Source organism: Brasilonema sennae CENA114, from assembly GCF_006968745.1.
GTDB classification, from domain to species: domain Bacteria; phylum Cyanobacteriota; class Cyanobacteriia; order Cyanobacteriales; family Nostocaceae; genus Brasilonema; species Brasilonema sennae.
Genome location: NZ_CP030118.1, coordinates 203,805 through 222,743, shown reverse-complemented (window position 1 = coordinate 222,743; position 18,939 = coordinate 203,805). Strand labels below are relative to the sequence as shown.

At 44.2% G+C, this 18,939-nt stretch carries 15 protein-coding genes and 1 pseudogene; 5 read left to right on the top strand and 11 right to left on the bottom strand.

What is annotated here, in order from left to right:
• Positions 1-81: 81 nt before the first annotated feature.
• The 5 genes from DP114_RS00910 to DP114_RS00895 form a co-directional block, all read right to left on the bottom strand.
• Entirely contained in the window at positions 82-774 is a 693-nt protein-coding gene (locus tag DP114_RS00910; protein WP_171975206.1) for an acyltransferase, read from the bottom strand.
• A 443-nt stretch (positions 775-1,217) separates the two neighbouring features.
• Positions 1,218-1,346, bottom strand: a complete 129-nt coding sequence (locus tag DP114_RS35630) for a hypothetical protein (RefSeq protein WP_256379315.1) — start codon at positions 1,344-1,346, stop codon at positions 1,218-1,220.
• A gap of 267 nt (positions 1,347-1,613) precedes the next feature.
• On the bottom strand, positions 1,614-2,846 hold the full coding sequence (locus DP114_RS00905; protein WP_171978080.1) for a DUF445 domain-containing protein: 1,233 nt from the start codon (positions 2,844-2,846) through the stop codon (positions 1,614-1,616).
• A gap of 19 nt (positions 2,847-2,865) precedes the next feature.
• Positions 2,866-3,369: a hypothetical protein gene (locus tag DP114_RS00900; RefSeq protein ID WP_172195135.1), complete on the bottom strand. Its 504-nt coding sequence runs from the start codon at positions 3,367-3,369 to the stop codon at positions 2,866-2,868.
• A 203-nt stretch (positions 3,370-3,572) separates the two neighbouring features.
• Complete coding sequence (locus DP114_RS00895) at positions 3,573-4,583, bottom strand: response regulator (RefSeq protein WP_169263972.1); 1,011 nt, start codon at positions 4,581-4,583, stop codon at positions 3,573-3,575.
• Positions 4,584-4,975: 392 nt separating this feature from the next.
• Between DP114_RS00895 and DP114_RS00890 the strand changes: the two genes are divergently transcribed.
• Both DP114_RS00890 and DP114_RS00885 read left to right on the top strand, forming a co-directional pair.
• On the top strand, positions 4,976-6,055 hold the full coding sequence (locus tag DP114_RS00890) for a RuBisCO accumulation factor 1 (protein WP_171975204.1): 1,080 nt from the start codon (positions 4,976-4,978) through the stop codon (positions 6,053-6,055).
• Positions 6,056-6,161: 106 nt separating this feature from the next.
• Positions 6,162-6,630: pseudogene (locus DP114_RS00885) on the top strand (RNA-guided endonuclease InsQ/TnpB family protein); the annotation flags it as partial.
• A 231-nt stretch (positions 6,631-6,861) separates the two neighbouring features.
• Here the strand turns inward: DP114_RS00885 and DP114_RS00880 are convergent.
• Both DP114_RS00880 and rimI read right to left on the bottom strand, forming a co-directional pair.
• Entirely contained in the window at positions 6,862-9,330 is a 2,469-nt protein-coding gene (locus DP114_RS00880) for an ATP-dependent Clp protease ATP-binding subunit (protein WP_171975203.1), read from the bottom strand.
• Positions 9,331-9,711: 381 nt separating this feature from the next.
• Positions 9,712-10,242, bottom strand: coding sequence for a ribosomal protein S18-alanine N-acetyltransferase (gene rimI, locus DP114_RS00875; RefSeq protein WP_169263969.1), 531 nt, complete (start codon positions 10,240-10,242; stop codon positions 9,712-9,714).
• Positions 10,243-10,332: 90 nt separating this feature from the next.
• Between rimI and lysA the strand changes: the two genes are divergently transcribed.
• The 3 genes from lysA to uppS all read left to right on the top strand — a co-directional run bounded on the left by lysA (position 10,333) and on the right by uppS (position 13,760).
• The gene (gene lysA / locus DP114_RS00870) at positions 10,333-11,739 is read left to right on the top strand and encodes a diaminopimelate decarboxylase (protein WP_169263968.1); all 1,407 of its coding nucleotides are present in this window, start codon (positions 10,333-10,335) and stop codon (positions 11,737-11,739) included.
• Between the two features lie 348 nt (positions 11,740-12,087).
• The gene (cdaA, locus tag DP114_RS00865) at positions 12,088-13,014 is read left to right on the top strand and encodes a diadenylate cyclase CdaA (protein ID WP_171975202.1); all 927 of its coding nucleotides are present in this window, start codon (positions 12,088-12,090) and stop codon (positions 13,012-13,014) included.
• Complete coding sequence (uppS, locus tag DP114_RS00860; RefSeq protein ID WP_169263966.1) at positions 13,011-13,760, top strand: polyprenyl diphosphate synthase; 750 nt, start codon at positions 13,011-13,013, stop codon at positions 13,758-13,760. The genes cdaA and uppS overlap by 4 nt, the downstream gene beginning before the upstream one ends.
• 140 nt (positions 13,761-13,900) lie before the next feature.
• Here the strand turns inward: uppS and DP114_RS00855 are convergent, their stop codons facing one another.
• From DP114_RS00855 to dnaK, 4 genes are all read right to left on the bottom strand, one after another.
• A complete protein-coding gene (locus DP114_RS00855; protein WP_169263965.1) occupies positions 13,901-14,173 on the bottom strand; it encodes a DUF3143 domain-containing protein in 273 nt (90 codons plus the stop codon).
• A gap of 374 nt (positions 14,174-14,547) precedes the next feature.
• Positions 14,548-15,069, bottom strand: a complete 522-nt coding sequence (locus DP114_RS00850; RefSeq protein ID WP_169263979.1) for a J domain-containing protein — start codon at positions 15,067-15,069, stop codon at positions 14,548-14,550.
• Positions 15,070-15,427: 358 nt separating this feature from the next.
• Positions 15,428-16,417 (bottom strand): DnaJ C-terminal domain-containing protein, encoded by a 990-nt coding sequence (locus DP114_RS00845; RefSeq protein WP_169263964.1) that lies wholly within the window; start codon positions 16,415-16,417, stop codon positions 15,428-15,430.
• A 208-nt stretch (positions 16,418-16,625) separates the two neighbouring features.
• Positions 16,626-18,827, bottom strand: coding sequence for a molecular chaperone DnaK (gene dnaK, locus DP114_RS00840; protein ID WP_171975201.1), 2,202 nt, complete (start codon positions 18,825-18,827; stop codon positions 16,626-16,628).
• Between the last annotated feature and the right edge of the window lie 112 nt (positions 18,828-18,939).

The following is an 18,939-nucleotide window of genomic DNA, read 5'->3' as shown; positions in this document are numbered from 1 at the left end:
TGTTGTATCTAAAACAAAAAGCTTTGACAACAGTACCTGCACTCATTTTAACGAAAATACTCTAGTCCGAATTATAAATCCTCAAGCAGTGCCATTTCCCTTACTAGCTTTAATGACTTTTGCTGGTACTCCAACAGCTATGGAAAAAGGAGGAATATCTTTGTTAACAACTGCTCCAGCACCGATGACGCTTCCTTTACCAATAGTCACTCCATCTAAAATTCTAACTCCAGAACCTATCCAACATTTGTCTTGAATTTCAATCCCTTCACGGCTTAATCCATGCTCTCTATGATTGTTAGCGTAAATGCTTGTATGAGATGCAATCAGACATTCCTTACCAATTTTTATATGACCAGGACCAGCCATACAAACGTAGGGACCTAAATAGGAACCATCACCAATATCAATCAGACAATCACAAACAGTCGCTTTGATATCAACACCGCGATCAATACAAACCTTATTACCAATACGTAACAAGCTATTTGGCGCTCTCATATCAAAGAATACGTCTCGCAGAATTTTAACATAATCACCAACTTCAATCGAACAGCCTCCAAGAAGCTCAACTCCTGTGTGAATGTAAACTCCTCGACCCATGCGAGCAAATATTGGACGATAAGATAGCCGCCGCAATAGAACACCAACGGGACGAGGAACCCATCCCATGAGACTAGTTATGGCCAACTCTATGGTGCGTGACCAAATTGTAGGTGACGTAGTAGACAATTGGTCAATATCAAGTTGTTGCTCAAGTTCTTGAACTGTCATAGTTTTGACCTTTTACTTGGTAGACGACATCTAAATTAGAGTTCTGTTTTTTAACTGATTGCTTAAAACATCAAATTATTGGTTAATTTGCCCTAAAATATATCCCTGATACAAATTATTTTTTCTTACTCCATAGTTGAGGATAAGAGAACTTCCCGCACATCCTTAGTTGCTTTATGCCAATCAAAGTTTGCGATACGCGTAGCGTCAAGCCTCCGGCTTATCGCCTACTGGTGACATTCCTGTTGAAAAGGAAAGTTACTTCTTGCCCAAAAGCTATAATTTATTTCACCCGATGGAATTCTTTAACCTGATTTTTAACACAACAATTCAAGATCAGATTGGATAGGATGAAGCTCATTTTTTTCTCCATGCACTTACAGAAAAACACATCTGATTGTTATTGAGTTTCTGTTGATGTTTATAATCAGGTGTAACTAGTACTAGGGGGGAGCATCTCCGACTTCTGCCATCACGTTAAAATTCACCATCGGTGCAAACAAATAAGCACTTCCTCCATTGCCATAGCGGCTTTGTTGGAGCCAGTTTTTGAATTGTGCTGCTTTCATCATGTTGCACACAGATAGTTTTTCAACTGATTAGATCACTTAGTAATGGCACGATTTTTTGTGACTTCTATCATTTATATGTTTATGATATACCAAATTGCATCACACCAAAGACCTATATTGACGCTCTCCTCTCATCGTAAGCTAAACCCACTTGAATGATGTAGGGAGCCAACATATAGAGACATTTCATACAACGTCTCTTGCCTTGGTGATCAATTTTGTCATTAGCAACTGTATTTGCTGAAAAATAATCTTGTAGCAAAAAGTCTATTGAGCAAATAACAAAAACGTTGTTTGCACCAATCCAACAACAAAGCCTAAAATGCCGCCCAAATTCACAATTGCCTGCAACTCATTTTTAACAATCCCTTCTATTGCTGCTTCTAAATCAGCAGGTGAAGTTGATTTCACGCGGTCAACAATCACTTGGTCAATTGCCAAAATGGGAATTGCCTGAGCTACAATTGCTTCCAAGTCTTTCTCAAAATACCGCTCTAAAACAAGAGCCAGTTCTTTACTGACTACTTCGAGTGAAGCATTCACAACAGGAGAGGAACTGAGGCGATTCACCAGCAACATAGCGACATTTTCCCAGTCAACGGAACTACCTAATCCTTGGAGTAAGTCACTACCACGCGTTTGCGCGTAATTACGGACAGTTTCGCGTGTCGTCTTTCGCAGCTGTCGTACTGTACCTATTGGTAAACTTTCCAAAGAAAAACTTTGTAGAAGTTGCTTAAGGCGATCCCGCAGCTGTAACTGTTGAATCAATTCCTGCAAGCGAGTATTGGTAGCATCTTTCTCATCCAAGCAGTAAGTCCGTAGGCGCGTCAAAGTATTGCGTAAACCAAACAGATTTGCCACAACCCAATAAGTACCGCTGGTTTTTTCCCGAAAACTTTCGTCAATAGTTTGAATCGTGCGATCCGTCAAAAAGTCAATAACTGCTAGTCGCAAAATGTCCGGCGGTATGACAACCTGTAACAACCAATCACCCAGACGAGTGGCTTGTTCGTCGGTTAATTGAAAGTCCAGTAATATCTGGTCAAAAATTTGATTAACTTGCGCCTCTAAAAAGTCTTCCCGCCGCGCCAACACCTTCAAAAGACGCGGTAAGGATTCCCCTAACAAATCCCGTAAAATTCCCGACAATATTTTAGCAGTTTTCTGCTCTTTATCGGATTTTAGTTGGTCAATTGCCAGTCGCAAGATCCAGAGAATTGCTCCTTGGATGCGTTCTGTTTGCAACAATCGCCGCGCTAGTTTTTGCAACTCTTGGGGTGTCAGTAGCGACCCCATAATCGTATCTGAGACATTCTTAGCAAGCCGTTCTTGGTTGCGGGGAATCAATCCAGGTGTAAAAGGTATCTTTCGTCCACCGATGTAAATTGCACGGTAGGGACGAAATAACATTTTGATGGCTATATCGTTAGTGAAGTAGCCAATAATTCCACCCACTATTGGGGGAGAGACATAAAGCCAAAGATGAGACCAATCCAAAGTCATTAGTCATTACTTATTAGGAACCACTGCGTTGCGGTGAGGCAGTGCGTTGGGGAGCCACTGCCGTGCGCGGGTTAAGCGCGTTGAGGCATGTGGCGTGAGCCAGTACTTGATGAGGGTTTCCCGACAGAGGTATCTGGTGAGACAGCGCTGCAGGAGGTGAGACCAGTGCTGCGGGAGGGTCTCCCTCCGCAGGCATCTGGCGAACCCGAAGGGGTCTCCCGACAGAGGCGACTGCGTTCGCGTAGCGTCTCCGCAGGAGATACCCGAAGGGCGTTCGGGTTTCCCGACTTGTTCGCATGATTGCTTCTCCCAAGGGGAGACGCAACTGCCGAACCCGAAGGGTGAATCCAGCGCTGCAGGAGGTGAGACCAGTGCTGCGGGAGGGTCTCCCTCCGCAGGCATCTGGCGAACCCGAAGGGGTTTCCCCACAGAGGCGACGGGCGTTCCCGATAGGCGCAGCCGTGCCGTAGGCATAGGGAGGTTCCCTCCGTTGTAGCAAGTGCCGTTCATTAGTCATTAGTCATTAGCATTAGAAGCAAAGTACTAATAACTAATCATTAACAACTAAGCTTTCGTTATTACTAGCATTCCCATCATATCGTTTGCAACAGGGTAATGTGTTGCTGCTGCAAAACGAACTTTTTGGAGCTATCTCTATAAATTTCCTGTAAACTTAAATTTGGATTAGCGTTTATTTTGTTGTTTCATCGCCACTTTGTGTCATTCATAGCCAATGGTAGCGCTTCCTGCTGGAGCTTCATCATGAGCAGATACTGCGCGCAGCGCGATCGCTATCACTTCAGCAGACAAATCAAGGAATTTAAGTTCATCTTCGCTCAAAGTCTGGGGTTCTTGCCACTGTAGTGATAAGACTGCCAATACTTCTTGGCAATAGGTTATCGGAATAACCAGATGTGCTTGAACTTTGTTATCGCAGTAGTCAGCAACACCAAGCAACTTTTCGTCATTAAGTACATTGAGCGAGATTTGCATTTCGTGAGTAACGATACGCTGTGCGTCAAGCCTTGGGCTTATCGCCTCAATTGTAAGTGGATCTTGAGCGAGCCAGTTTTTCACTTTACCTGTCGTACTGTAACTTCCTTGATTTGCAGCCAAGGTATTACCCTTTACTAACTGCAATATACAGTTATGAGTTGCAAAATTTTCACCAAATGCCCTAGCAATGGAGTTGAGAGTTGTTTCCAAACAAGTATATTCTTGAGTAACCTGCACTAAAACACTCAGTAGTGCTATTTGAGCGTGAGCACGTTGCAATTCTTCTGTACGTTGCTTGAGTAAATCGTAAGTTTGGGCTGCTTGTTGGACAACTGCCTTCAATTGCCCTGGATCCCAAGGCTTGGTGATAAACTTATAAACCTGTCCTGTATTAATCGCCTCTACTAAGTCTTGAACATCAGTAAAACCTGTAAGGATAATTCTTAGGGTATCTGGAAACTGAGGCACTGTCTTACTTAGAAACTCAGTTCCCTTCATTTGGGGCATTCGTTGATCGGATATAATCACAGCTACTTCCCCTTCAGTTGCTAAGATTTGCAGAGCCTTCATACCACTGTCTGCTTTCAAGACATGAAAGTCGCGGCGGAAGGTGCGGTAAAGTAAATCGAGATTATCTTGTTCGTCATCAACTACCAAAATTTTTTGCTTTTTTGGTTTTTCTATACTCAATAATGGATGGCGAATCTTATCCAGTTCAGGAGTTTGATTATCCATAAAAACTTTCTAAATCCTTATCGGACAATTTTGTTATATTTCATACCAGCTTCGCTTGGAAACATCATACAAGCAGAAGCAGCAGATACCCGGATCATTTGTGAATAAATTGACTATTTAAATCTTTTTTACTTATTTATACGAAAAAAATTAGGCGACTAATTTTGATTTTTCAGTATAAAAACGTAATTTAAAAAAGAAAAAACATTTTGCTATAAGACGTAAGCAATAATATTGTAAAACTTCACTTGCTGAATCGATAGAAATACTCAGCTACAGGAAATATAAAGAAACATCGGTTGAGCGTATGAAGACGGAGGCGATTTGAATCACCGTTTTTGGTAAAATGCAACAAGCAATGAACTGCTCTCCCTTGAAGTTGTTAGTGGATTATGACTGACCAACCACCCAATCCTCAAAATTCGGATAATAGTGAAATCGCACAAGAATTGGTGCGAAAGCTCAGACAAAAGCAAGGCACCTGGGTGGAATGGGGAATTGCGATCGCCCAACTGCAAAAACTTGGTTATGATCCCCAAGCCATATTTGAAGGAACTGGATTTGAGCCGATACAACAAAATCAAGTCGTTGTTGGCTCTCAAGTATACAATTCCATAGAAAAGGTTGGTGCATCTCAAGCAGCGCGATCGCATTACTCAACACGAGGTAGTGATGTTTTGTACGAACTACGCCTACTCACCCAAGAAGAACGCGCAGCAGCTGCAGAACTCACCTTCCTGCACAAACTTGACATTGATGAGGCGCGGGAAGTCGCCAAAGCAGTAAAGGATTTCTCTCGCTTTGGTACCCTACCAGAGGGGTTTGAAAGTCATCCGGGAGATGCTGTAGCATATCACTGTTGGAAACTCGCCCGCCAAAACTCAGACTTACAAGAACGCTCCCGCCTGATAGCAAAAGGTTTACGTTTCGCTCACTCACAAACAGCAAGGAAGCAAATCGAACAGTTATTAACAGATTTTACGGTAGTCCCCAAACGTCCTGCTCCCTTGTTGCCCTTTTATCGCCTGGACTCTGAGGAAGAATTACCGCGTATGATACCAGTTGTGGGTGAGTTGCCAATAACCGCACAAGATTTCAAAGCAGTACCCATAGTAGAAGGGATAGAACCATTTGGTATGGTCAAGTTTGCTGGAGAGCAAGCTTGGGTAGCGTTACCAGGTTGGCAGATTTTGTTGAGTGCAGAAGATCCAGTGGTGATTTTGTGCAAGAGCAATAGCTTTCCCAACCAAACACAAAATTCCTCACAACCTGTGTTAGTTGTTGTAGATCGGCAAGAGCGAGAATGGGACTCTAACAGTTACTTTGTTGTTGATAACTCTGGTGAATTAGATTTCCAATGGTTTGAAACAGCACCGGAAATTCCCATACTTGGGAAAATTATTGTGATTGTGCGACCAAAGAAGATTTTGGATGAAAATGTGACCAAGGACTTTTGGCAGATTGACGAGTGAACTACCTACACTGTACCGTTAGGTCAGTGTAAGCTTCCCAATTCATTGGGGATTGCCTCAGCCTTCATAGATTTTTTACGTCCTGAAGACTTTGGTCTTACATCCCCATCACAAGTTAGCAAAAGCAATATCTAATTGTGGATGGGGAACTTTTACCAACTTTTTAGCTTACAAGCTAGAACGCGAAGGTGCAAAGTTGGTTTAAATTGACAGATGGTTTCCCAGTTCTAAACTGTGCTCTAATTGTTTCTATCAGATGGGTGAAATGCCGTTAGATGTGAGGGAATGGACTTGCCCTCATTGCGGTACTCATCATGATCGAGATGGTAATGCAGCCATCAACATTAGAGCGGAAGGAATCAGAATGCTTGCACTGAGCGGTGTCGAAGTGCTAAAGGTGAGCCAGTGCGGTCTTGGGGTCTCCCCAAGTGGAGCAACTCGCGAACCCGTAAGGGCGGAAGGTTCAGCCGTCTGGTGCTGTAGGAGGGGAGGTAAGACCCAAGATGGGACGAAAGTCTCATTTAGGGCACTCGCCTATGAGTACAGAAGCCCCGTCCGCCTATACGGCGGGGTAGTTCACGTTTGATTTCTTCACCAGAGTTCGGCGGCTTTACTTCTATGAAGCCTCCACTAAAGTACTTGATGTTTTCACTTTAAATAAGTTGATTGATAGAATAAAATATTATTTTTATTCAAATTTATAAATTCAACTAATCAAAAGATGAAATACAAAAAAAGGTAGAGCTGTTGGATGCTCTACCTTTGTTTTATCAGAAGAATAAAGAAATATTAAGTCTTCTTTGTTTCTATTCAACGACAGGGGTCAACAATTCCCGGCGCTGTTCAGCTCTGACAATCACATTACCAGTGTCATCCACATCAACAATGGCTGTATCACCATCTTTAATGCGACCAGACAGAATCTCTTCCGCTAGGCTATCTTCTAACAAGCGCATAATTGCCCGACGTAATGGTCTTGCGCCGTAGCTAGGGCTATAACCTTCTTCGATGAGACGGTTGTTGAATCTATCGGTGACTTCCAGTGTGATGCCTTTTTCTGTCAAGCGACCAAACACTTCCTTGAGCATGATCGTGGCGATTTGAGAGACCTCTTCTTTGCTCAATTGACGGAAGACGATGATTTCATCCAGTCGGTTGAGGAACTCAGGACGGAAGTATTGCTTGAGTTCTTCGTTAACCAAGGATTTAATCCGGTTGTATTGCGCTTCTGTTTGATCTTCAGCGACATCAAAGCCGAAGCCGCTACCACTCTTCTCGATTACCTTGGAACCGATATTGGAAGTCAAAATCAGCAAGGTGTTCTTGAAGTCTACGGTGCGACCTTTCGCATCGGTTAAGCGACCGTCTTCTAAAATTTGCAATAGCATATTAAAGACGTCGGGGTGTGCTTTTTCGATTTCGTCGAATAGCACAACTGTGTAAGGACGACGACGCACAGCTTCGGTCAGTTGACCACCTTCGTTATATCCGACATAACCAGGAGGCGAACCAATCAGCTTGCTGACGGTATGGCGCTCCATATATTCCGACATATCTAGGCGAATCATCGCTTCTTCGGAACCGAAGAAGTAAGAAGCCAAAGCTTTTGCTAACTCGGTTTTACCTACACCTGTTGGACCAGAGAAAATGAAGCTAGCAATGGGTCGATTAGGATTTTTCAAACCGACACGAGCGCGACGAATTGCACGTGAAACTGCTTTGACAGCATCTTCTTGACCAATCAAGCGTTGATGCAGGGTGTCTTCCATGTGCAGCAGCTTCTCGGATTCAGATTCGGTGAGTTTGTTCACCGGAACTCCTGTCCAGGAAGCGACAATGTGAGCAATGTCTTCTTCGGTAACGACAGGTTCGTCACCTTCAGTGCGACTACCGTTGGTCTTGCTTTGAGCAATGGCGCGAATTTCGGCTTTGATTTCCATTTCGCGATCGCGCAACTCCCCAGCTCTATCAAAGTCTTGAGCGCGGACTGCATCGTCTTTTTCTTTCAAAATCTGACGCAGTTCTTTGTCCAATTCTTTAGCTGCAGGGGGTAATTGCGAGTTAATCAAGCGAACCCGACTTCCTGCTTCGTCAATCAAGTCGATTGCTTTATCTGGAAGGTAACGGTCACTGATATATCTATCAGATAACTTCGCCGCTGCAAGCAAAGCTTCATCGGAGATTTTCAGCTTGTGGTGCTGTTCGTAGCGCTCGCGCAGTCCATAGAGAATCTCAATCGTCTCATCAACTGACGGTTCACCCACCATGACTGGCTGGAAGCGGCGCTCTAGGGCTGCATCCCGCTCGATGTGTTTGCGGTATTCATCTAGAGTTGTGGCTCCGATGCATTGCAATTCACCTCGCGCCAAGGCGGGTTTGAGGATATTTGCTGCATCGATTGCGCCTTCTGCCGCACCTGCACCAATTAAGGTGTGGACTTCGTCAATCACGAGAACAACATTGCCCGCCTGACGGATTTCATCCATGATTTTTTTCAGGCGTTCTTCAAATTCACCCCGGTACTTGGTTCCGGCGACAAGTAAACCGATATCCAGGGTTACCACACGTTTGTCTTCTAAGATGTCGGGGACATCTTTATTAGCAATGCGTTGTGCTAAACCTTCGGCGATCGCGGTTTTACCTACCCCTGGTTCCCCAATCAGGACGGGATTATTTTTTGTCCGCCGACCCAAAATCTGGATCACCCGTTCAATTTCTTTGGCGCGTCCTACTACAGGATCGAGTTTGCCATCTGCTGCCATTTGGGTCAGATTTGAGCCAAACTCGTCCAATGTCGGGGTTTTATTTCCACGTGGTTGACCACCAGCGCTCACCTCAGCTGTTTCTCCCAGCATTCGGATCACTTGGGTTCTTACCTTAGAAAGGTCCACTCCTAGGTTTTCTAGAACTCTGGCTGCTACACCTTCCCCTTCTCGGATCAAGCCCAACAGCAGATGCTCGGTGCCAATGTAGTTATGCCCTAATTGGCGCGCTTCTTCCAAGGATAGTTCCAGAACGCGCTTTGCCCGTGGCGTAAACGGAATTTCCACAGCGACAAAGCCGGAGCCTCGACCTATGATTTTTTCTACTTCAATCCGAGCGTCTTTGAGATTGACACCCATAGACTTCAGCACCTTAGCCGCTACTCCGGTACCTTCTCCAATCAGACCCAGGAGGATCTGCTCGGTACCTACGAAATTATGCCCAAGACGGCGAGCTTCTTCTTGGGCTAGCATAATTACCTTTATGGCTTTTTCTGTGAAGCGTTCAAACATATGGCATTCATCCCATCACCTGCGTCGTGCCGGTACGCTGATTTTAGCACAGGCAAAGATTGCGGATGCTTGTATAAACAAATAGACATCCGACAATGTTTGACCCAGCTTGGTGGGACAATTGCTAATTTTTCATGACTTTTATTTAATTTTCTTTACTTTTGTACGGTCAGTGTGCTGAGGAGCGTAATCTTATTTACCTTTTTAGGCTTGACCACGGATAATAAGTGGCTGGATTAAAAAGTTTTTTATTCAATCCCAAATAACACCTAATATCATATTCTCAGTTTCATCTCAAGCTTTTTTTGAACTTTATGAGATTTTCTTATGTTATTTTAGAAAATAAACAGAAATTTTCATCAAAGCAGGTAAGTAAGAGGACTAGGATGCTTTTGTCAAGCGATCGCGAATGATAATGTCCCAGTCATATAAAGTTTTCTGAAATTGTGGCTGTTGCAAATTTCCAAGCCATAAAATCAGCGCGTCTTCATCATCTTTGTAATAGCGCCGCCGCCGCCCGGCTATTTTAAAGCCAAATTTTTCATATAAAGAAATTGCTGCTGAATTAGAAGCTCGCACTTCGAGGGTTGCTCGCTCTAAACCGCGTCTGCAAGCATTTTTCAGCACAGAATACAAAAGAGCCTGTCCAAAACCTTGACGGTGGTATTGAGGATGAACCGCCAAGATAGTGATGTGAGCTTCATCTAAAATTGACCAAAAACAACTTATTCCTAGTAGCCTGACAACAGATACACCAGAGAACAAACCCAATAAATCACTGTTAGGGCTATCTAACTCGCGTTGGTAGCCTTCGAGAGTCCATAAACCACCGAAGCAGATTTGGTCGAGTTCCAGCACTGCACTCAAATCTGCTGAAGTGAGGTGTTTGATTTCTAATTCTAATTTGCTCACACTTATTCGTAAAAGTACAACGCCTTTGTAAACTGAGAAGCGGAGGAATTACTCACGCCTATAATTTAGAGAAGGACAAATCTTATAGTTATGGTATCGACACACCCTGCTGGGGTTCAATATTCTGGTAGTCAGTATTTACCACAAGCAAACCCTCAAAACATCAGTCTTTCACCAAATCAGCAACTTTTGCCGTTAACAGCCAGAGTTAACAATCATGATCATCTCGAAATTGGCGGTTGTGACGTCACAACGTTAGTTGAACAATTTGGATCACCGCTCTATATTTTAGATGAGCAAACCCTGCGAACAGCTTGTCGTCAATATCAAGACAGCTTCAAACGTTATTACAAGGGGGAATCTCAGGTACTGTACGCTTCCAAAGCGTGGAGTTGTATTTCTGTTTGTGCGATCGCACACGATGCTGGTTTAGGAATAGATGTCGTCTCTGGGGGTGAACTCTATACAGCCCTGAGTGCGGGTGTCAATCCCGATAAAATCTATTTCCACGGCAATAATAAATCCCACCAAGAACTAACTTTTGCCATTGAGTCTGGCTGCATCATTGTAGTAGATAACTGGTATGAGTTACGTACTTTGGTGGATATAGCTAAACAAACAGCAACACAACGTTCTATCCGCATCATGTTGCGTTTAACGCCAGGTATCGAATGTCACACCCACGAGTATATTCGCACGGGACATTTAGATAGCAAATTTGGCTTTGATCCCAATCAACTAGATGATTTGTTTACTTTTGTCAGTCAACAATCTGTGATTAACTGTCTGGGATTACATGCTCACATAGGTTCCCAAATTTTTGAACGTCAACCTCATCAAGATTTAGCTGCGGTGATGGTGCAGTGGCTAAATAAAGCTGCTGGATATGGTTTATCGATCAAAGAGTTGAATGTGGGAGGCGGCTTAGGGATTAAGTATACAGAATCGGATGATCCACCTAGCATAGAAGAGTGGGTGAAACCGATTTGTGAAGTTATTCAACAAGCTTGTGCTGCAAACAATTTGCCTTTGCCCAAATTATTATCTGAACCAGGGCGTTCACTGATTGGAACAGCTTGTGTGACAGCATACTCTATTGGTTCATCCAAGGTAATTCCAGAAATACGTACCTATGTAGCAGTTGATGGAGGAATGTCTGACAATCCGCGGCCAATCACATACCAGTCTGTGTATCGCGCAGTCGTTGCTAACCGAATGTCTGCTCCAATAACAGAAAGTGTAACAATAGCTGGCAAACATTGTGAATCTGGGGATATTCTAATAAAAGATGCCCGAGTGCCAAAAATTGAATCTGGGGATATTCTTGTAGTTATTGCGACTGGTGCTTACAATTACAGTATGGCATCTAACTACAATCGTCTGCCCCGACCGGCAGCTGTTATAGTAGCGAATGGCGAAGCAAACTTGATTTTGCGACGCGAAACTTATCAGGACTTAATTCGACAGGACTGCCTACCGCAAAGACTTAAAAGCTAGTTATTACGAGCCACTGCGTCCTTCAGGTTTCCTGCAAGGAACGCTGTGGAATTAGGCAGTGTGCCCTTCGGCTGCGCTCAGGGTAAACTTTTACGGGTTTCCCGACAGTAGCGCAATTGCCGTAGGCGCAAGCGTACGCCAAAAGCATACGCGCAAGCGTCTCTTCGCGTAGGATATTAGCTCCTGCCAGAAGAAGCAGGTAAACAGGAACACAAAAGCAATGCTTTCGGGGAAAGCCTGTGTAAGTAGACTATAGAAAGCACGCAAGTGGCATTCATTAATTAATCACGCTATGAGCTGTTAACTGTTGATTCACTTTATTAGAGGCAAAAGGTTAAATCCAGAGTCATGGGAGATTGGTGGACGCAATGGCTGACAAACCTAGAAAGGTCACAGTCCTTGCTGATTGGGACTCTGGATATAGGGTTAGTACTGGCGCTCACGTACATGATACTTATCATTATTAATGAGCGCCGGACATTGTGGATGGTTAGAGGATTTATTGTTCTGATGCTCGCATCAGCAATCAGCAGCAGATTGCATCTACTATTGCTGAACTTTGTACTGGAAAAGTTAGTAATTGGCTGTGCTGTGGCAATGGCGGTTGCTCTACAATCAGAGTTCCGCCGATTTTTGGAACAATTAGGACGCGGTGAATTCCAGCAGTTGTTTCAACCATCCCGTCTGGCGGTTCCCAAATACAATAGTGTCATTGATGAAATTGTTGATGCTGTTAGAGAACTGTCAAAAAATCGAATTGGAGCTTTGCTCATTTTGGAAACCACTGGTCCTATTGATGAGCGGGATTTTTCTGTGCCAGGAGTAAAGCTGAATGCCGAAGTGTCAAAGGAACTTATACAGACAATTTTTCAGCCGAAAACTTTATTACACGATGGGGCGACGTTAATTCGTGGCTCACGGATTGTGGCATCAGGTATAATCTTACCGCTATCGGGACGCACAGCCTCACGCCAGTTGGGAACACGCCACCGAGCGGCGATGGGAATTACTGAGCGGGTCGAAAATTGCATTTGTGTCGTTGTATCAGAAGAAACGGGTTCTATTTCCTTAGCGGAACGAGGTACCTTAAATAGACCGCTGACGATCACAAAGCTCAAAGAGTCTCTCGATACTCGCTTTTCTCCAAATGTGGATCGCGAACCTGGTGCTCCTGGTTTGTTAAGTTTGGGTCGTCAAATTCGTAGTAAGGTACTAGCACTCATTTCACGTTTACTCGGATTACCATCGACCGCTTCGCGACGAGATAAAAAATGACAGCACAACACACTGAACTACGAGATTTGCCCTCTGACTTGAAACAAGAATTCTTGCCCAGACACGTTGCAGTCATTATGGATGGCAATGGTCGATGGGCTAAGCGTCAAGGTCTTCCCCGGATTATGGGTCATAAAGCTGGTGTAGATGCGCTGAAAAATTTACTACGTTGTTGTGATGATTGGGGAATTGGAGCGCTAACAGCTTATGCTTTTTCAACTGAGAACTGGGGAAGACCAACCGAAGAAGTCGATTTTTTGATGACTTTATTTCAGCGAGTTTTGCGCCAAGAACTGCGTGAAATGATGAAGGAAAATGTTCAAATTAGATTTGTGGGTAATTTGAGTGTTTTACCTCTTGGGCTTCAAAAAGAAATTTCTCATTCAATGGAAGAAACAAGAAACAATCGCGGTATAAAATTCACCGTCGCAACCAATTACGGAGGTAGACAGGAGATTTTACAGGCGTGCCGTACAATTGCTCATAAAGCACAGCAAGGTTTGCTTCAACCAGATGAAATTGATGAGGCAACATTTGAACGTCACCTCTATACAGAAGGGGTTTGTGACCCAGATTTATTAATCCGTACAAGTGGGGAAATGCGGGTCTCGAATTTCCTTCTCTGGCAAATCGCTTATGCAGAAATTTATATTACAGAAGCCTTGTGGCCGGATTTTAACCGCAATGAATTTTATCGCGCCCTATGCGCTTATCAGCAACGAGAGCGTAGGTTCGGCAAAGTGTGATAAGAGGGGATGAGTACCGGACCAGGGAGAAGGCAGAAGAAGAGCTAATGTTCTTTTCTTCCCCCCCAACACCCCACAAGAGCGCCTCGTTTCCTCTTTTTACCTTACTCTCACACTGCCTGACCTTGTGTATCCTTCTTCTATGGTCCGGAAAAAACAGCCCGTTCTATGTCCTCTCGACTGAGGGAATACTTGAACGCACGTTGGATATCTTGTCCATCATCTCCAGCTTTGAGATACCGCACGATGATTTGCTCAATATCTAGCGAGAGTTCTGCTTGCCAAGTAGATCGCTGTAGCCGCCAGCAATGCAGTTGTTGTTCATCTCGTTGACAGCCTTGCTCTCTCAACCAATATTCAATTTGGGGGAGAGCATGGTTGTATAACGGTGTTTCCGGGGGAGGAAGAGCCATAATTTCAGTCAAGAGTCAATATTGACACTCATCGCACCTTTAGGCGCGAGGATTCTTGCTTCATCCGTCCTCCCTAGGTCTTCAAATGCAAGCATTCAAAATACCCCCGTTTGGATACGTCCACAAGCGCACACGGACTGCCCGACCGCGTTTGAAAGGATTTATTCAATTGCTTTTTACTCTTTCCTACACTATGTCGCACTCAGCTGAGCATTGTAGATGGGGAGCACCCAACTCTGCCTCACGATAGTCTTTTAGACTATGGGCAATATTATTATCCCGTATTTTTGGATACGCTGTCAATTCTGGAAAAGCCGTCCTAAAAGGACGGGGCTTTAGACCCAGCTTTTCGGTAAAAAGTTAAAAATTAGTTTTTAATTTGGAATTTCTGAAGGGACACTTGGTTGAGAAATAGTGGTATTGGGTTGTTGTATTGCTGGAGTATGTAGTCTTTGTGTTTGAAAGGCACCTTCACCACGGGTTAAGCCGATCGCGATCGCCAATAACAAGCAACCCAAAAGGGTTAATCCTAAAATAAACAAAGCAAAGATTTCACCAGCGCTGAGTGGGCGATCGCTGGCGTCAAGGTAAGCTGATTTAGACCAGTCGTAAGAATAGGAAACTGGGTGATTCAAGTCGGGGGGTGCTTGGATGACTCCAAAGCGGGAATAGCCAATTTTCAGGTCGTAGCTAAGCCGCCGTTCTGGGTTGCTTAAGGTAGCATACGCCTCGTTGAGTTGCTGAAATTTGGCAGTTGCTACAGCAGTGGGTAATTTTGTCGTATCTGGATGATAGTGCTTGCTCAATTCCCGGTAAGCACGACGGATTTCAATTACCGATGCTGAGGGATGCAGTCCTAGAAGGGAGTAATAGGTTGGTTTGCTGCTTTGTGGCATTGCCCCATTTTGATTCACAGCCGTTTCACTCACCTAGCTAAACGTTTTTTCTAATATTCTAAACCTAATTATTCCCTCAGCAGTTTAAATCCGTCACGAGTCTGTGATTGGTTGTTGGTTGTGAGTTGTCAGCTACTAGGCATGTAAGGGGGTAAGAGTATAGGGGAGCCAGTACTGATAGCGAAGCGTGGCACAAAGTGCCATAGGAGGTTTTCCCGACCTAGGTATCTGGCGTGTGTAGGGGCTAATTATCCCTGACACCCCTACACCCCTACACCGGCTTCGTTGGCGTACCAGACAGCAAAGGGCCCTTAGGCTTGGTCACAAACGACTACCAACAATTAACGATTCATCATCGCTATTTTACCAAATCGGTGCGGGGTTTAAAGGTTTCTATCTGTCGTAACTTTTCGTAAAGTTCACGTTCTTGTTCAGTAATATTTTTTGGAGCTACGATCTGAATTTCTACCAATTGGTCACCACGTTCACCGTTTTCCTTGGGGTAACCTTTGTTGGCAAGACGGAAGCGTTGACCTGAACGTACACCGGGGGGAATAGACATTTTTACTGGTCCGTCTAAGGTTGGCGCTTCTATCTGTCCTCCTAAAACTGCTTCAGTGGGAGTGACTGGAACCTGACAAAAAACATTTGAGCCTTCTATTTTAAATAAATAATGAGGGTTTACTGTAATTTTTAAGTATAAATCGCCATCATTGATACCTTGGTTTTTCAGGCGGATGGTTTGACCTGTGACCATACCAGGAGGCATATTGACTTCGAGCGAACGCCCATCTTCAAGCCGAATCCTCTCGCTTCCACCTTTGTATGCTTTTTCCAATGGTAACGTTAGTCTTGCTTCTATATCTCGGCGAGTGGGGCGAGAATTAACTGTGTATTGAACTTTTCTGTTTGTGGAACTAAAGGGATCACTCTCTACTCCAGTTGTGGAAGTTCCATTTTTGGTGTCTTTACGAACACCTACACCAATGACTTGATTGATAAAACTATCAAAATCAGAATATCTACCAGGATCTACCTCTTGATTGCGGGTACGACCGTTTGTACGATTCCAGCCGTTTTCTCGTGAAGCTGCTTGTTTGTCAAAACCTTTTTGTTTCCAAAAGCGACTAAATTGGTCATATTGCGCCCGTTTCGCTGTGTCAGAAAGAACTTCATAAGCCTCTCCGATATCTTTAAATTTTTCTTCTGCTGCTTTGTTTCCTGGATTGAGGTCTGGGTGATACTGACGCGCTAACCGTCGATAGTTCTTTTTGAGATCTTCATTGGACGCATCTTTCGTTACTCCTAAAATCTCGTAGTAATCCCGAAAATTCTGCAAATTTGGCATAGTTTCAGTTGTTTATTTTTAAGTTTTAAATTCTCACTTTTTTAGTGGTTATTCATTAATTCTTTAACGACTAACTAATTACCTATTACCTCTTACAAACTACTAAATCCGAATTTAAAATCAACCTTTTTTTTCTGTTGATTTTATCTGTTAATACTTTTTTTGAGGTACTAGGGGCGGGGTTTCCCGCCTTAATATCTATCAGACGTTATAACCAATTATCATCGTCATCATCCCAATTATCCTGGTAGCTAGGACGGGGTTTGCGTGAAGAACCGGTGTTATCAGAGGAACGATCTCTCCTGTCATAATCTCTGTTGTAGTCCTTGTTATAGTTCCTGTCTGTGTCATAGTAATCGCGATCGCCCCTGGCGGGGCTTCGCCCATCGCGTTCGCGCAGCGTGCCCGGAGGGCTCAGCGGGCGCTCTGCGCCATCGCCCCTTGGGCGGCTTCCTCCAAACGAATCGCGGTATGTATCCCTTTGGTAATCGCGATCATCGCCTCTTGGGCGGTTTCCTCCGGGAGGATCTCGGTCTTTTTCGCCAGTGAAGATTTCACGGATAGTACCAAACAAGTCATCCTCTTCATCATCAACGTAGTACTGGCGGATCTCACGGTTTAGATCATATAAGGCATCTTGCAAGTCGGCGTAAGCTTGGTCAATCCCTCTGTCATCATTTTCTTTCAAACTTTCGCGCAGTTCTCGGCAGATATTATCAATTCTTTGGCGGCGGCTGCGAGCAAGCTGCATGCCAAAATCCAACGCCACTTCTCTAAGTTGTCGTTCTGCTTGGATAATCAATGCTTCAGCACGAGTGCGTTTTTCTACCCGTTCTTTCCGTTCTCTGTCAATTTCAGCATATCTTTCAGCATCCTGAATTGCCTGCTTGATTTCCCCTTCGCTCAAGGTAGAAGCACCTTGAACTGTAATACTTTGTTCTCTGCCTGTGGTTCTATCCAGAGCGGTCACCTGTAATATTCCGTTGGCGTCTATATCAAATGATACTTGTACTTGCGGAATACCACGTGGGGCTGGAGGAATACCATACAGTTTAAACCGTCCGAGAGACTTATTATCTACTGCCATCTCCCGTTCGCCTTGGACGACGTGGACTTCCACTGTATTTTGATTATTTTCTGATGTGGAAAAAATATCAGAGCGGCGTACTGGTATGGTGGTGTTGCGGGGAATCAGTTTTTTCATGACGCCGTTGACGGTTTCTAATCCCAAAGACAGGGGTGTCACATCTAACAGCAGGACATCCTTGAGTTCACCAGCGAGAATACCCGCTTGTATTGCTGCACCTACGGCCACAACTTCATCTGGATTGACATTTTGGTTGGGTTGTTTGCCAATCATTGCTCGTACAACCTGCTGTATCATTGGCATTCGGGTAGCACCACCAACCAGCACTACTTCATCAATATCTGCTGGTGTTAAACCAGCGTCTTTCATGGCGCGTTTGACTGGAAGGCGTACACGTCCAAGTAAGTCATCAGACAAACCTTCAAACTCAGAACGAGTCAAACGAGTTTCGAGATGTTTTGGGCCTTCTTGATCAGCAGCGATAAAAGGTAAATTAATATCGGTGACGCTGACAGAGGAAAGTTCTATTTTGGCTTTTTCAGCTGCTTCTAACAAACGTTGTAAAGCTGAGCGATCGCGTCTTAAATCTACCCCTTCAGTTTCCAAAAATTTCTCTGCCAACCAATCGACTATTTTTTTATCAAAATCGTTACCACCGAGTTGCGTGTCTCCACTTGTGGATCTGACTTCAAACACTCCATCCCCAACGTCTAAAATCGACACATCAAACGTGCCACCACCCAAGTCAAAGACTAATATAGTTTCAGTGCTGCCGCGATCCAATCCGTAAGCCAAAGAAGCGGCTGTCGGTTCATTGAGAATTCGTAGTACTTCCAAACCTGCTATTCTACCAGCATCTCGTGTTGCTTGCCGCTGAGAATCATTAAAATAAGCAGGTACGGTGATGACTGCCCCTGTCACTGGACTACCCAAGTACTTACTGGCGTCCTCTGCCAGTTTCTTTAGTACCATTGCGGAAATTTCTTCTGGAGCAAAATCTTTATTTAGACGAGGACAAGAAATTTTAATGTTACCAACTTCATCTTTGCGGATAGTATATGGGATTCGCTTGGAATCTGGACTCAGTTCGCCATACCTGCGCCCAATGAAGCGTTTAACGGCGAAAAAGGTATCTTGTGGGTTGAGGAGGGTTTGCCGTCGTGCCATTTGCCCAACAACTCTTTCGCCTTCTTTGGTGAAGCCAACTACGGAGGGAGTCGTTCGCATTCCTTCTGCATTGGCAATCACCACCGGCTTGCCACCCTCCATGACGGCAACTACTGAGTTGGTTGTACCCAAGTCAATGCCGACTACCTTGCCCATGCGTTTTTGTTCTCCTATAGTGTCTTATAAATTAATTTGTTTAGATCTAATGCTTGATTTATTGTATCTTGCTGTTGAGAATTACATGGTCAAACAGTGTTCCTTGTTAGTT

What these genes read in the sequence shown, in the direction of transcription:
- DP114_RS00910 (WP_171975206.1), bottom strand. Translation starts at nt 774, where the DNA reads ATGACAGTTCAAGAACTTGAGCAACAACTTGATATTGACCAATTGTCT.
- DP114_RS35630 (WP_256379315.1), bottom strand. Translation starts at nt 1,346, where the DNA reads ATGATGAAAGCAGCACAATTCAAAAACTGGCTCCAACAAAGCCGCTAT.
- DP114_RS00900 (WP_172195135.1), bottom strand. Translation starts at nt 3,369, where the DNA reads ATGACTAATGAACGGCACTTGCTACAACGGAGGGAACCTCCCTATGCC.
- DP114_RS00895 (WP_169263972.1), bottom strand. Translation starts at nt 4,583, where the DNA reads ATGGATAATCAAACTCCTGAACTGGATAAGATTCGCCATCCATTATTG.
- DP114_RS00890 (WP_171975204.1), top strand. Translation starts at nt 4,976, where the DNA reads ATGACTGACCAACCACCCAATCCTCAAAATTCGGATAATAGTGAAATC.
- DP114_RS00880 (WP_171975203.1), bottom strand. Translation starts at nt 9,330, where the DNA reads ATGTTTGAACGCTTCACAGAAAAAGCCATAAAGGTAATTATGCTAGCC.
- lysA (WP_169263968.1), top strand. Translation starts at nt 10,333, where the DNA reads ATGGTATCGACACACCCTGCTGGGGTTCAATATTCTGGTAGTCAGTAT.
- cdaA (WP_171975202.1), top strand. Translation starts at nt 12,088, where the DNA reads ATGGGAGATTGGTGGACGCAATGGCTGACAAACCTAGAAAGGTCACAG.
- uppS (WP_169263966.1), top strand. Translation starts at nt 13,011, where the DNA reads ATGACAGCACAACACACTGAACTACGAGATTTGCCCTCTGACTTGAAA.
- DP114_RS00855 (WP_169263965.1), bottom strand. Translation starts at nt 14,173, where the DNA reads ATGGCTCTTCCTCCCCCGGAAACACCGTTATACAACCATGCTCTCCCC.
- DP114_RS00850 (WP_169263979.1), bottom strand. Translation starts at nt 15,069, where the DNA reads ATGCCACAAAGCAGCAAACCAACCTATTACTCCCTTCTAGGACTGCAT.
- DP114_RS00845 (WP_169263964.1), bottom strand. Translation starts at nt 16,417, where the DNA reads ATGCCAAATTTGCAGAATTTTCGGGATTACTACGAGATTTTAGGAGTA.
- dnaK (WP_171975201.1), bottom strand. Translation starts at nt 18,827, where the DNA reads ATGGGCAAGGTAGTCGGCATTGACTTGGGTACAACCAACTCAGTAGTT.